This window comes from Rhodococcus sp. Z13_19A (assembly GCF_058133575.1).
The window spans coordinates 372,536-385,783 of the sequence record NZ_JBYUNN010000003.1; the positions used below are offsets into that span (position 1 = coordinate 372,536).

The 13,248-nt window shown below is 72.1% G+C and carries 10 protein-coding genes; 4 read left to right on the forward strand and 6 right to left on the reverse strand.

The window, feature by feature from the left end; genetic code table 11:
• Nucleotides 1–2: 2 nt before the first annotated feature.
• The 4 genes from AC3YNX_RS12895 to AC3YNX_RS12910 form a co-directional block, all read right to left on the reverse strand.
• Nucleotides 3–869 carry an ABC transporter permease gene (locus AC3YNX_RS12895; protein ID WP_489995699.1) on the reverse strand — a complete coding sequence of 289 codons (867 nt, stop codon included), beginning with the start codon at nt 867–869 and terminating at the stop codon, nt 3–5.
• Nucleotides 866–1,876 (reverse strand): ATP-binding cassette domain-containing protein, encoded by a 1,011-nt coding sequence (locus AC3YNX_RS12900; RefSeq protein ID WP_489983164.1) that lies wholly within the window; start codon nt 1,874–1,876, stop codon nt 866–868. The genes AC3YNX_RS12895 and AC3YNX_RS12900 overlap by 4 nt, the downstream gene beginning before the upstream one ends.
• Before the next feature lie 94 nt (nt 1,877–1,970).
• Nucleotides 1,971–4,346, reverse strand: coding sequence for an ATP-binding cassette domain-containing protein (locus AC3YNX_RS12905; RefSeq protein ID WP_489995700.1), 2,376 nt, complete (start codon nt 4,344–4,346; stop codon nt 1,971–1,973).
• 39 nt (nt 4,347–4,385) lie between these two features.
• On the reverse strand, nt 4,386–5,825 hold the full coding sequence (locus AC3YNX_RS12910; protein WP_489983166.1) for a basic amino acid/polyamine antiporter: 1,440 nt from the start codon (nt 5,823–5,825) through the stop codon (nt 4,386–4,388).
• A 351-nt stretch (nt 5,826–6,176) separates the two neighbouring features.
• Between AC3YNX_RS12910 and AC3YNX_RS12915 the strand changes: the two genes are divergently transcribed.
• Genes AC3YNX_RS12915 through AC3YNX_RS12930 form a run of 4 tightly spaced genes read left to right on the forward strand, consistent with a single transcriptional unit; the run spans nt 6,177 to nt 10,922 of the window.
• Entirely contained in the window at nt 6,177–7,547 is a 1,371-nt protein-coding gene (locus tag AC3YNX_RS12915) for a nicotinate phosphoribosyltransferase (protein ID WP_489995701.1), read from the forward strand.
• A gap of 47 nt (nt 7,548–7,594) precedes the next feature.
• Nucleotides 7,595–8,224 (forward strand): isochorismatase family protein, encoded by a 630-nt coding sequence (locus AC3YNX_RS12920; RefSeq protein WP_489995702.1) that lies wholly within the window; start codon nt 7,595–7,597, stop codon nt 8,222–8,224.
• Nucleotides 8,221–9,000, forward strand: coding sequence for an NUDIX hydrolase (locus AC3YNX_RS12925; protein ID WP_489995703.1), 780 nt, complete (start codon nt 8,221–8,223; stop codon nt 8,998–9,000). The genes AC3YNX_RS12920 and AC3YNX_RS12925 overlap by 4 nt, the downstream gene beginning before the upstream one ends.
• Before the next feature lie 5 nt (nt 9,001–9,005).
• The gene (locus AC3YNX_RS12930) at nt 9,006–10,922 is read left to right on the forward strand and encodes an NAD+ synthase (RefSeq protein WP_489995704.1); all 1,917 of its coding nucleotides are present in this window, start codon (nt 9,006–9,008) and stop codon (nt 10,920–10,922) included.
• Between the two features lie 88 nt (nt 10,923–11,010).
• Here AC3YNX_RS12930 and AC3YNX_RS12935 read toward each other — a convergent pair whose 3' ends face one another.
• Both AC3YNX_RS12935 and AC3YNX_RS12940 read right to left on the reverse strand, forming a co-directional pair.
• Nucleotides 11,011–11,685, reverse strand: coding sequence for a HEAT repeat domain-containing protein (locus AC3YNX_RS12935; RefSeq protein WP_489995705.1), 675 nt, complete (start codon nt 11,683–11,685; stop codon nt 11,011–11,013).
• A gap of 74 nt (nt 11,686–11,759) precedes the next feature.
• Entirely contained in the window at nt 11,760–13,166 is a 1,407-nt protein-coding gene (locus AC3YNX_RS12940; RefSeq protein ID WP_489995706.1) for an acyl-CoA synthetase, read from the reverse strand.
• Nucleotides 13,167–13,248: the final 82 nt, after the last annotated feature.

A 13,248-nucleotide genomic window follows, 5' to 3' on the forward strand; every position in this document is an offset into this window, starting at 1 on the left:
CGCTAGCTGGCGTCGCGGTAGCGCCACATGGTCAGCGAGCCGAAGAACGCCGTCCACACCGCAGCCGCGAACAGCGTCCAGAACACGCTGGAGCCCACCGGCGTGCCGCCCATCAGCGCGCGCACGGCGGTCACCAGGTGCGTCACCGGGTTGACGTCCACAAAGGCCTGCAGCCAGCCCGGCATGGTGGCAGGGTCGACGAAGATGTTGCTGCCGAAGGTGAGCGGAGTGATGACGAACATGCTCACGCCCATCACCGCCCCCGGCGTGCGCAGCAGCAGGCCCAGGAACGTCCAGACCCAGCTGAGGCCGAAGGCGAACACCAGGATCAGCAGCACGCCGAGCACCACGCCGACGGCGCTGTCCGGGCGCCACCCGAGGATGAGACCCAGCGTGATGGTGACCACGCAGGAGATGGTGAAGCGCACCGCGTCCCCCAGCAGCATCCCGACCAGTGCCGAGGGCCGCCAGATGGGCAGCGACCGGAAACGGTCGAAGACCCCCCGGTCGATGTCGGTGCGCAGGGTGCTGCCGGTGTACATCGTGATCATGATGACGCCCTGCACCAGGATGCCGGGCAGCAGGAACTGGATGTAGTCCTCGGTGCTGCCGGCCAGCGCGCCACCGAAGAGGAACGTGAACAGCAGCGTGAACATGATGGGGAACGCGGTCACGTCGAAGAGCTGCTCGGGGATGTGCTTGATCTTGAGCAGCGCCCGCCAGCCGAAGGTGAGCGAGGTGGCCAGCGGCCCGGGGGGAGTGGGCCGCTCGCTGCTGGCCAGCGCCGCGACGATGGTGGACCTCTGCGGCTGCCGCGCTGGGTCCTGCGTGGGGTCTCCGTGTGCGGTGGTGCCCGCCTGGACGGTCATGCCGCGTCCTCCTGGTCGGCGTCGTCGGTACCTGCCTCGACGGCGGCGTGGCCGGTGAGCGACAGGAACACCTCGTCGAGGGTGGGTTGGCCCAGCGCGAACTGGGCGAGCTCGATGCCCGCCTCCTGCAGGGCACCGAGCGCGCGCGGCACCGGCGCGGTGCTGTCCACCTGCACCCCGAGCGCAGTGGGGTCGGTCTCCTCCCGCACCGCCACGCCCAGCTCGCGCTCGAGCACCTGCCGGGCGGCGGGACGGTCGTCACGGTCGAGCACGCGAACCTGCAGCGAGCCGGACCCCACGGAGGCCTTGAGCTCACCCGGCGTGCCCTCGGCGATCACCGTGCCGTGGTCGATGACGCTGATGCGGTCGGCGAGCTGGTCGGCCTCGTCCAGGTACTGCGTGGTCAGCAGCACCGTGGTGCCGGTGTCCACCATCGCCCGGATGATGTCCCACACCTCGTTGCGGCTGCGCGGGTCGAGACCGGTGGTCGGCTCGTCCAGGAACAGCAGCTCCGGAGTGACCACGATGCTGGCCGCCACGTCGATCCGTCGCCGCATGCCGCCGGAGTACTTCTTCACCTGCCGGTTGGCCGCCTCGCCGAGGCCGAACGCCTCGAGCAGCTCGTTGGCCCGCCGAACCGCGCCCGCCCGGGAGTAGCCGAACAGCCGCGCGATGAGCCGCAGGTTCTCGCAGCCGGTGAGGTCCTCGTCCACCGACGCGAACTGCCCGGTGAGGCTCACCCGGCTGCGCACCGCGGTGGCCTCGGCGACCACGTCGCGCCCGAGCACCCTGGCGGTGCCGCCGTCGGGCCGGGTGAGGGTGGCCAGCATCCGGATGGTGGTGGTCTTGCCGGCGCCGTTGGGCCCGAGGAAGCCGTGCACCCCGCCCCGCGGGATGGCCAGGTCGATGCCGTCGACCGCACGGTTGGTGCCGAACAGCTTGAGCAGGTCGTGGGTCTCGATGGCCAGCTCGTCCGAGGCTGGCGGTGGTTTCCGGTCAGTCGTCATCCGGGCTCCTCAGGAAGGGGGCGGTGGTGCTCCGTCCTCCCTGAGACGCCTGGGGCAGGAGCAACTCATCGGTCGGCGCCCCGGCGAGCCTCGGTCAGCCGGAGACGTAGGCGGCGAGGTGCTCTCCGGTGCGGGTGCTGCGGGCGGCGACCAGGTCAGCCGGGGTGCCCTCGAAGACGACCCGCCCGCCGTCGTGGCCGGCACCCGGGCCGAGGTCGATGATCCAGTCGGCGTGCGCCATCACTGCCTGGTGGTGCTCGATGACGATCACCGACTTGCCAGAGTCCACGAGCCGGTCGAGCAGACCGAGCAGCTGGTCCACGTCGGCGAGGTGCAGGCCGGCGGTCGGCTCGTCCAGGATGTAGACCCCGCCCTTCTCGGACAGGTGGGTGGCCAGCTTGAGCCGCTGCCGCTCGCCGCCGGACAGCGTGGTCAGCGGCTGACCCAGGGTGAGGTAGCCGAGCCCCACGTCCCGCAGGCGCACCAGGATCCGGTGGGCGGCAGGCACGCTGGCGGCACCGTCCGTGCTGAAGAGCTCCTCGGCCTCGGCCACCGGCATGGCCAGCACCTCGCTGATGTCGCGCTCGCCCAGGTGGTGCTCCAGCACGTCGGCCTGGAACCGCTTGCCCTCGCAGCTCTCGCAGGTGGTGGCCACGCCGGCCATCATCGCCAGGTCGGTGTAGATGACGCCGGCCCCGTTGCAGGTGGGGCAGGCGCCCTCGGAGTTGGCGCTGAACAGGGCGGGCTTGACGCCGTTGGCCTTGGCGAAGGCCTTGCGAATGGGGTCGAGCAGGCCGGTGTAGGTGGCCGGGTTGCTCCGGCGAGAGCCGCGAATGGCCCCCTGATCCACCGCCACCACCGCCTCGCGGGCGGCCAGGGAGCCGTGGATCAGCGAGCTCTTGCCCGACCCGGCCACCCCGGTCACCACCACCAGCACGCCCAGGGGCACGTCGACGTCGACGTCGCGCAGGTTGTGCGCGCTCGCGCCTCGGATCGACGCGGCACCGGTGGGGGAGCGCACCTCCTGCTTCAGCGACACCCGGTCGTCGAGGTGGCGGCCGGTGGTGGTGGCGCTGCTGCGCAGCTGCTCGACGGTGCCCTCGAAGCAGACGCTGCCGCCGGCCGTGCCGGCACCGGGGCCGAGGTCGACCACGTGGTCGGCGATGACGATGGTCTCCGGCTTGTGCTCCACCACGAGCACCGTGTTGCCCTTGTCCCGCAGGCGCAGCAGCAGGTTGTTCATCCGCTCGATGTCGTGCGGGTGCAGGCCCGTGGTCGGCTCGTCGAAGACGTAGGTGACGTCGGTGAGGGAGGAGCCGAGGTGGCGGATCATCTTGGTGCGCTGCGCCTCGCCGCCGGAGAGCGTGCCCGAGGGCCGGTCCAGGGACAGGTAGCCCAGCCCGATCTCGTCGAAGGAGCTGAGCAGGTGGCGCAGCCCGGTGAGCAGCGGCGCCACCGACGGCTCGTCCAGCGCCCCCACCCAGGCGGCGAGGTCGCTGATCTGCATCGCGCACAGGTCGGCGATGCTCTTGCCGTTGATGGTGGACGAGCGGGCACCCTCGTTGAGCCGGGTGCCGTCGCAGTCCGGGCAGGTGGTGAAGGTGATGGCCCGCTCCACGAAGGCGCGGATGTGCGGCTGCATGGAGTCGACGTCCTTGGCCAGCATGGACTTCTGGATCTGCGGGATCAGGCCCAGGTAGGTCAGGTTGATGCCCTCGACCTTGATCTTGGTGGCCTCCTTGTGCAGGAGGGCATCGAGCTCCTTGGTGGTGTAGTCGCGGATCGGCTTGTCCGGGTCGAACCAGCCGCAGCCGCGGAAGATGCGGCCGTACCAACCGTCCATGCTGTAGCCAGGAATGGTGAGAGCACCCTCGTTGAGCGACAAGCTGTCGTCGTAGAGCGCCGAGAGGTTGACGTCGGTGACGGAGCCACGGCCCTCGCAGCGCGGGCACATGCCGCCGGTGATGCTGAAGCTGCGCCGCTCCTTGGTCTGCTTCCCGCCACGCTCCACGGTCACCGCGCCGGCACCGGAGAGGGAGGCGACGTTGAAGGAGTACGCCTGGGCGGAGCCGATGTGCGGCTGGCCGAGCCGGCTGAAGAGGATGCGGAGCATGGCGTTAGCGTCGGTGGCGGTGCCCACCGTGGAGCGGGGGTCAGCTCCCATGCGCTGCTGGTCCACGATGATCGCGGTGGTCAGCCCGTCCAGCAGGTCCACGTCGGGCCGGGCCAGCGTGGGCATGAAGCCCTGCACGAAGGAGCTGTAGGTCTCGTTGATCATCCGCTGCGACTCCGCGGCGATGGTGTGGAACACCAACGAGCTCTTGCCCGAGCCGGAGACGCCGGTGAACACCGTGAGCCGGCGCTTGGGGATCTCGACGTCGACGTTCTTGAGGTTGTTCTCCCGGGCACCGTGCACCCGGATCACGTCGTGGGTGTCGGCCACGTGCGTGTCGGGGGTGGGGAGGTTCATGGCGTCACGCTAGCGGTGGCAGCACCGCTGTGGGGTGCGTCAGAGGTCGATCCATCCCATCACCAGTCCCGCGACGCCGGCGGCGGCACCGAGCAGCGAGATGCCGAAGATGACCAGCTCGCGGGGCGAGAACACCCTGCGGCCCTGTTCGCGGCGCACCATCACGAACAGCAGCGTGGAGCACGCGTAGACGATGAAGGAGAGCAGCAGGAGGTCCACGCCGGCCGCCGAGAGCAGGAACGTGACGTACAGCGTGGCGAGCGCCGACACGGCGTACTCGCGGGCGTGACCCTGGGGTCGCTCCGTGTAGGTCTCCCGGGTGACGGCGAGCTTGAGCGCGTAGGCGGCCGCGAGCAGGAGCGGGACGAGGACCAGGGCGCTGGTGAGGTTGAGGGCGAAGGTGAAGGCGTCCTCGGAGAACATCGTGAGGAGCAGCACCACCTGGGCGAGGAGGGTGGACATCAGCAGTGCCGGACCGGGCACGCCCGCGGCGTTCGCCCGCCCCAGGAAGCGGGGCATGTCGTGGTCGGCCGCGGCCACGTAGAGGACCTCCGCCGCCATCAGCGTCCAGGCGAGGTAGGCGCCCAGGACGGCGACGAGCAGGCCCACGCTGATGAACACGGCGCCCCACTCGCCGGTCGCCTCCTCGAGGATGCCCGCCATCGTCGGCTGCCGCAGGGCGGCGATCTCCGCGGCGGGCAGGACCCCGTAGGAGACGATGGTGACCGAGGCGAAGATCGACAGCACCACCAGGAACCCCAGCACGGTGGCGCGTCCGACGTCCTTGCGGCGGCGGGCGTGGCGGGAGTAGACGCTGGCCCCCTCCACCCCGAGGAAGACGAACACCGTGACCAGCATGGTGGCGCGGACCTGCTCCGGGAGCGTGCCCAGCCCGCCCGACCCGGACCAGTTGTCGACGAACACCTGGGGGTCTAGCACGAACAGGGCCAGCAAGACGAAGACCACGATCGGTACCAGCTTGGCCACGGTCACCGCGCGGTTGATGGCCGCGGCCTCCCGGACACCGCGCCGCACCAGCAGGTAGAACACCCACACGCCGGCGGAGCTGACCGCCACCGCCAAGGGCGTGTCGCCGGACCCGAGGCCCGGGAAGACCGCCCCCGCGGTGGACGTCATGAGCACCCAGTAGGTCACGTTGCCCACGCACGCGCTGGCCCAGTAGCCGAACGCGGAGAAGAAGCCCAGGTACTCGCCGAAGCCAGCCTTCGCGTAGGCGTACACCCCGGCATCGAGCTCCGGCTTGCGCATCGCCAGGTTCTGGAAGACCAGCGCGAGCATGAGCGTCCCGGAGCCGGCGATGCCCCACACGATCAACGCACCGGCCACCCCCGTCTCGGAGGCGAAGCGACCGGGCAGGGAGAACACCCCCGCCCCGACCATGGACCCGACGACCAGTGCCGTCAGCGTCAGCATCGACAGCGTGGGGGTCCGCGCGACCGTCGTCTCCGTCGATGCCATACCACTCCTGAAGCGCGTGCGACCGTGTCCGCTCAGTTGTACTCGCGCGCCGGAGGGCGGCTGATCCGGCCTCCCTGCCTTGCCCGGCCGACGCCCACGTCGTGATGTGCATCACTTCCATCCGCGAGGCGAGAAGCCTTGCCCGCCACGACCAGGCCGGATGGCGCCCGCCGCCACCAGTGCCCTGACCTGCAGATTCAGGCCGTGTCGCGACGCAGGTCGAGCGGGTGGAGCGCGGGGCCAGCCGGCGCGCGGGCCGACGGCCGGCCGCCCGGCCGCAGAGGTTCCTCCTTCCCCTTTGACTCACTATGAGATTAAAGTGGGAATCACCGTGAGACGAAGGAGTGGGACATGAACACAGGCACGCTGACCACCACCGAGCAGACCCCTGTCGCCCAGGCCGGGGTCACCCAGGCCCCGTCCACCGCACTGCTGACCGACCAGTACGAGCTGACGATGCTGCAGGCCGCCATCGCCGACGGCGTCGCCGAGCACCGCGCGGTCTTCGAGCTCTTCGCCCGCCGGCTGCCCACCGGGCGCCGCTACGGCGTCGTCGCGGGACTGGGCCGCTTCCTCGACGCCCTGGCGCACTTCCGCTTCACCGACGCCCAGGTGGACAAGCTCGCGGCGCGGGGCGTGGTCGACGACGCCACTGCGGACTACCTGCGCGCCTACCGCTTCAGCGGCAACATCGACGCCTACCAGGAGGGCGAGGTGTACTTCCCTCACTCGCCGGTGCTGACCATCGAGGGCACCTTCGGCGAGTGCGTGCTGCTGGAGACCCTGGCCCTGTCGATCCTCAACCACGACAGCGCGATCGCCTCCGCCGCTGCCCGCATGGTGCACGCCGCCGGTGGACGCACCCTGATCGAGATGGGCTCGCGCCGCACCGGGGAGCAGGCCGCGGTCGCCGCCGCCCGCGCCGCCTACCTCACCGGCTTCACCGCCACCTCCAACCTGCAGGCCGGCGACGTCTACGGCGTGCCCACCACCGGCACGGCCGCGCACGCCTTCACCCTGGCCCACCGCGACGAGCGGGCGGCGTTCGCCAGCCAGGTCGCCGCCCTGGGCACTGCCACCACGCTGCTGGTGGACACCTACGACATCCCCACCGGTATTCGCACCGCTGTGGAGGTCGCCGGCACCGACCTCGGCGGGGTGCGCCTGGACTCCGGGGACCCGCGGGTGGAGGTGCCCGCGGCCCGGGAGCTGCTGGACGCCCTCGGTGCGGTGAACACCCGCATCGTGGTCAGCTCCGACCTGGACGAGCACACCATCGCCGAGCTGGCCGAGGTCCCGGTCGACGGCTACGGCGTAGGCACCCGCCTGGTCACCGGCTCGGGTGCACCGACCGCGGAAATGGTGTTCAAGCTGGTCGCCATAGCCGACGAGCCGGGCCTGGACACGGCGCTGCGCCCGGTGGCCAAGCGCAGCAGCAGCAAGGCCAGCGTCGGGGGCCGCAAGCGAGCCCGCCGCATCCTCGACGACGACGGCGTCGCCGTGGCTGAGCACGTCACCACCCGCTACCTGATCAGCGACGTCACCGCCGCGGTGCCGACCGGTCGCGCCCTGCAGGTCCCCGTGGTGCGCGACGGGGTCCGGGTGCACAACCCGAGCATCGACGACATCCGCGCCCACCACCGCGGGGCGATGGCCGAGCTCACCACCGACGACCTGGACCTGGCTCCCGGCGCGCCCCGACTGATCGGCGGCGAGCAGTGATCACCGCCCCGCCCCCGAGCACCACGACCACCGGAAAGGACACCGTCATGACCACCGACACCACCGACACCCCCAGCGAGGCCACCACGGTCGGGCGGGCCTGCCTGGTCGTGGACTGCCAGCCGACCTTCTGCGAGGACGGTGAGCTGCCCGTCGCCGGCGGCAACGACGTCTGCACCCGCGGCGCGACGTTTCTCGCCGCCCACGACGGTGACTACGACCTGGTGATGACCAGCCAGGACTACCACGTCGACCCGGGCGACCACTTCTCGGCGACCCCGGACTTCGTCGACTCCTGGCCGCCGCACGGCGTGGCCGGCACACCCAACGCCGAGCTGCACCCGGCGCTGGCGAACGCCCGCATCGACGTGCGCATCCTCAAGGGCCAGTACGAGGCCGCCTACTCGCTGTTCGACGGGGCGACCACCGACGGCACCGCAGCGGTGGACGTGCTGCGCGCCGCCGGCGTCACCGACGTGGACGTCTTCGGCATCGCCGAGAGCCACTGCGTGTTCGCGACGGTGCTGGCCGCGCTGCGCCACGGCTTCCGGGTGCGCGTGCTGTCGGACCTGACGGTGCCGGTGACCTTCGATATGGGTCACGCCGCCCGCCACACGATGCTGGGCGCCGGCGCCACCTACCTGCCCAGCACCGCCGCGTTTCCGGTGCCGGCATGAGCACCCCGAAGCGGCCCGCCCGCCCGGTGGGGGAGACCGACACCGAGGAGGCGTTCCTCGCTCGCTACGACCCCTCCGCCTACGACCGCCCGTCGGTGACGGTGGACGTCGTCGTGCTGACCATCCGCAACGACGAGCTGTGCGCGCTGCTCATCACCCGCGGCGACCACCCGTTCAAGGGCCACCTCGCCCTGCCCGGCGGCTTCCTGGAGCCCGACGAGGACGCCGACACCGCCGCCGCCCGCGAGCTGGCCGAGGAGACCGGCACCTACGCCCACCTGGAGCAGCTGCGCACCTACACCGCGCCGGGGCGCGACCCACGCACCCGGGTGCTGTCGCTGGCCTACCTGGCTCTGGTGCCCAACGCCGCCGACCCCGTCGCCGGCACCGACGCCACCACCGCCCGCTTCGTGCCGCTGCGGGCGCTGGCCGAGACCGGGGTGCACCTGGCCTTCGACCACGACCAGATCCTCACCGACGCCGTCGAGCGTGCCGCGGCCAAGCTGGAGTACACCACCATCGCGACGGCGTTCTGCGAGCCTACGTTCACCATCGCCCAGCTGCGCAAGGTCTACGAGACCGTGTGGGGCTACCCCCTGCACCCGGCGAACTTCCGCCGCAAGGTGCTGAGCATCGACGGCTTCCTCACCCCTGTCGACGCCCCGAAGCGCACCACCGCGGGCCGCCCCGCCGCCCTGTACTCCGCCGGGACCGCCACCGCGCTGATGCCCCCGCTGATGCGCACCCACAACCGTCCCCCCACCGAGCAGGAGTAGACCCGATGAGCACCCCGACGACCCTGCGGATCGCGCTGGCCCAGCTGCCGGTGCAGGTCGGTGCGCTGGCCGCCAACGCCGCCACCGCCAGCGCGGCGATGGCCGCCGCCGAGCGCGCCGGCGCCGACCTGTGCCTGACCCCGGAGATGCACCTGAGCGGCTACCCGCTGGAGGACCTGCTGACCATGCCGGACCTGCTCACCGCCACCGCCGCCACCGTCAACCAGCTCGCCACCACGTCCGGGTCGTGCCTGACGCTGCTGGGCGCGCCGATGCACACCGCGGACCTGCCCGCCGCCGGGGAGGCCGCCGCGACGCCCGGACGTCTGGACGCCCTGGCCCGCCCGATCCGCAACGTCGCCGTGGCCGTGCACGGTGGCGCGGTTCTGGCCGCCGTGGCCAAGCGCCGCCTGCCGACGTACGCGATCTTCGACGACGCCCGCCACGTCGCCCCCGGCCCGCAGCAGACCACCCTGATCACCGTCGCCGGCGTACAGGTGGCCGTGCTGATCTGTGAGGACCTGTGGGACGACGCCCTCGTGGACGCTGCCGCCGCCGACGGCGCCCAGGTGATCGCCGTGCTCAACGCCAGCCCGTTCCACGTGGGCAAGGCCGTGCTACGCGAGCAGCTGGTCGGCGACGCCGCGGCTCGCACCGGCTGCGCGGTCGCCTACGTCAACACCGTCGGCGCCCAGGACGAGATCGTCTTCGACGGTGCCAGCCTGGTCGCCGGCCCGGACGGCGCCCTGCTCGCCCGCGCTGCCGCGTTCACCCCGGACCTGCTCATCCTCGACGTGCCCGTGGGTGCGCCCCGCCCGCTGCACGTCACTCCTGCCGCGGCGGTGCCGGCGCAGCCCGGGGCCCGTCCGCCGCTGCCGGCGCCGGGTTGCGCCCCGGCGCTGACGGGGGAGGAGGCGGTGTACTCCGCCGCTGTCCTCGGGCTGCGCGAGTACTTCGCCAAGACCGGCTTCACCCGCGCGGTGCTGGGCCTGTCCGGCGGCATCGACTCCGCCCTGGTCGCGACCATCGCCTGCGACGCCCTGGGCCCGGACAACGTGTGGGGCGTGGGCCTGCCCGGCCCGTACTCCTCACGAGGCAGCGTCGACGACGCCCAGGCGCTGGCGGACAACCTCGGGCTGCGCTTCGACGTCGTGCCGATCGGCGGCGCGGTCAGCGAGCGCCTGGACACCCTGGACGCGCTGCTGCAGGCCCCTGACGGGCAGCGCCCGGCAGGCTTCGCCGTCGCGCAGGAGAACCTGCAGGCCCGGATGCGGGCGGTGACCCTGATGGCGCTGGCCAACACCCACGACATGCTGCTGCTGACCACCGGCAACAAGTCCGAGTCGGCGGTGGGCTACATGACCGTCGGCGGCGACGCCCTGGGCACCGCGCCCAACCCCGTCGGGGACGCCTGGAAGTCCACCGTCACCTACTCCGACGGCACGGTGATGCCCGGGGTGTACGCCCTGGCCCGCTGGCGCAACGCCCACGCGACCAGCCTGGGCCAGACCCCACCGATCCCGGAGTCCACCCTGACCAAGGCGCCCTCGGCAGAGCTCGCCGAGGGACAGCTGGACTCCGACAGCCTGCCGCCGTACGAGGTGCTGGACCCGGTGCTCGCGGCGTTCCTGGAGGAGCACGCCACCCCCGATGCGTGCGTGCAGCTGCTGGTCGAGGGCGGCATGGACGCCGGTGCCGCCGACGCGCTGGTGCGGCGGGTGCTGCGGCTGATCGAGACCAGCGAGTGGAAGCGTCGCCAGGCCGGCCCGCGCATCAAGCTGACCCGGTTGGCGTTCGGCCGCGACCGGCGGATGCCGATCGCCTCGGCCTGGCGCGCGACGCCCAGCCACGATCGGGCACCGGAGAGGTCGCGGACCACCCCGACCACCGAGGATGACGCCGTCGCCCTGGCACCCGCCTGAGGCTGGCCGCGTAGGTGCCCTTGGCCATCACCTCGGCCACGGTGCGCCGCTGGCGTCACTCGGCGCAGCCGCGCCAGGTCCTGCAGGTTCACCCAGCCTCTCCGGGCTGGGCAGGACCGAGCGCAGCGACGTCTTCTGCGTGCGCCAGCGCGTGGTCGAACCCTGCGTCCGGGTCGCGCAGCAGGTGCTGGGTGGCGATCGCGTGCACGCGCACTGCTGGACGGGAGCTGGTGGTCGCACCCTCGAGCACCGGCGAGGCGACGTCCCCGAGGGCCACCAGGGCGCGGCTCAGGCTCCGCCGCACCTCGCGGCTCCCACGCCCGAGCTGGCTGCCCAGCACCCGTGCCAGCTCCGGCGTCTCGTCCTCAGGCGCCAGCACGACGGCGGCTCGCCACGCGGTGCGGGCCACCTCGTCGTCAGCGTCGGTCAGCAGTGCTCGGGTGACGGCGGGCCAGGCGCTGCGGTCACCGATCTTGGACAGCGTGTGCAGGGCCTGGCTGCGGGCCTGGTCGGTGTCCGAGCCCAGCTCCGCGACCAGCCGGGGAACCGTGGTCGCGGGCTCGTGGCGGGTCAGCGCCCAGGTGAGCATGTCGCGGACGAAGAAGTCCGGCTCGGTCGCGCACCGGGCGACGAGCGGGTCCACCAGCCGCGGGTCGGGCCGGGTACCGGCCGCCAGCGCCGCGCGCAGCCTGGTGGAGGAGCTGACGTCCTGCAGGGCCCGGAGCAACGGGGCGTGCTCGGCGCTCACGTGCTCCGTGCCCATCCCTTCACCTCCGTTGCTGCGCGTTCACCACAGGGTAGGGACGGCAGGGCGCGGAGCGCACCGGGTTTTCGGGGTCAGCTGCTGCCGCCCTCGGACATCAGTGCCTTCTTCTGCACCTTGCCCATCTCGTTGCGGGGGAGTGCGCTCACCACCCGGACCGCCCTGGGGCGCTTGTGCACGGACAGCGTGGTGGCGACGAAGTCGATGAGGGTCTTCTCGTCGCACCCCTCACCCACCACGTAGGCGACGATGCGCTGGCCGAGGTCAGGGTCGGGCACGCCGACCACGGCAACCTCACGCACGGTGGGGTGGTCGAGCAGGGCGTGCTCCACCTCACCGGCGCCGATGCGGTAACCGCCGGACTTGATCAGGTCGACCGACTCACGCCCGACGATGCGGTGGAACCCGCCCGGGTCGATCACCGCGATGTCTCCGGTGGCGAACCAGCCGTCGTCGCCCATCACCTCGGTGGTGCGCTCGGGGGCGTTGAGGTAGCCGTCGAACAGGGTGGGGCCGTGCACCTCGAGCTGGCCCATGGAGGTTCCGTCGTGCGGGGCGAGCGCACCGGACTCCGCGCGCAGGCGCGTTCGCACACCGTCGAGCCGGGTGCCCACCCAGCCGGGCCGGCGCTCTCCGTCGAACCTGGTGCTCACGGTGATCAGGGTCTCGGTCATCCCGTACCGCTCGATCGGGGCCTTTCCCGTTGCGGCGGCGAGGGTCTGGAACACCGACACCGGCAGGGTTGCGCTGCCGGAGACGAGGAGCCGCGCGTGGGCGAGGCCCTGGAGCGCCGTGGCATCGTCGCACACGCGCGACCACACGGTCGGCACCCCGAAGTACAGCGTTCCCGGCGCGGCGGCGTAGCCCTGGGCGGTGGGCCGGACGGTGTGCACCAGGGGAGAGCCGACCCGCAGCGCACCGAGCACGCCGAGGACCAGTCCGTGCACGTGGAACAGCGGCAGGCCGTGGACAAGGGTGTCCTCGGCGGTCCACTGCCACGCCGACGCCAGACCGTCCAGGCAGGCGGCGACGGATCGTCCGGAGTGGACCACGCCCTTGGGGGCGCCCGTGGTGCCCGAGGTGTAGACGATCAGGGCGGGCGCGTCCTCGTCGACAGCAGGCAGCGACGCCGCGGACCTGGCCCGGGCGTCCACCGGCACCACCGGGACCTGCACGTCGTCCCGCGGCGCGCCCAGCCACAGCTGCGCACCGGAGTCGGCCAGGAGGTGCTGCCGCTCGCGCTCACCGGAGTCCGGCGGGACCGGGACCGCGGGAACACCGGCGAGCAGGCACCCGGTCACCGCCACCACCGTCTCGAGCTCGGCACGGGCGTCGATGGCCACGCTGCTGGCCCCGGCGACCTCGGTGGCCACCGCCGTCGCCGCGGCGAGCAGCTGCTCGCGGGACACGGACCTGTCGCCGACGGTGACCGCGGCCGCCGAGTCGTCGAGCTCCCCGGACAACGCGCTGAGCAGGGGCACGGCGGACCTTCCCGGGCTGGTGGGGGCGGTAATCCGGCGGATCACCACTGGAGGCAGATCCTAGACACTGCGCCGCCGGTGT

What these genes read in the sequence shown, in the direction of transcription:
- AC3YNX_RS12895 (WP_489995699.1), bottom strand. Translation starts at nt 869, where the DNA reads ATGACCGTCCAGGCGGGCACCACCGCACACGGAGACCCCACGCAGGAC.
- AC3YNX_RS12900 (WP_489983164.1), bottom strand. Translation starts at nt 1,876, where the DNA reads ATGACGACTGACCGGAAACCACCGCCAGCCTCGGACGAGCTGGCCATC.
- AC3YNX_RS12905 (WP_489995700.1), bottom strand. Translation starts at nt 4,346, where the DNA reads ATGAACCTCCCCACCCCCGACACGCACGTGGCCGACACCCACGACGTG.
- AC3YNX_RS12910 (WP_489983166.1), bottom strand. Translation starts at nt 5,825, where the DNA reads ATGGCATCGACGGAGACGACGGTCGCGCGGACCCCCACGCTGTCGATG.
- AC3YNX_RS12915 (WP_489995701.1), top strand. Translation starts at nt 6,177, where the DNA reads ATGAACACAGGCACGCTGACCACCACCGAGCAGACCCCTGTCGCCCAG.
- AC3YNX_RS12920 (WP_489995702.1), top strand. Translation starts at nt 7,595, where the DNA reads ATGACCACCGACACCACCGACACCCCCAGCGAGGCCACCACGGTCGGG.
- AC3YNX_RS12925 (WP_489995703.1), top strand. Translation starts at nt 8,221, where the DNA reads ATGAGCACCCCGAAGCGGCCCGCCCGCCCGGTGGGGGAGACCGACACC.
- AC3YNX_RS12930 (WP_489995704.1), top strand. Translation starts at nt 9,006, where the DNA reads ATGAGCACCCCGACGACCCTGCGGATCGCGCTGGCCCAGCTGCCGGTG.
- AC3YNX_RS12935 (WP_489995705.1), bottom strand. Translation starts at nt 11,685, where the DNA reads ATGGGCACGGAGCACGTGAGCGCCGAGCACGCCCCGTTGCTCCGGGCC.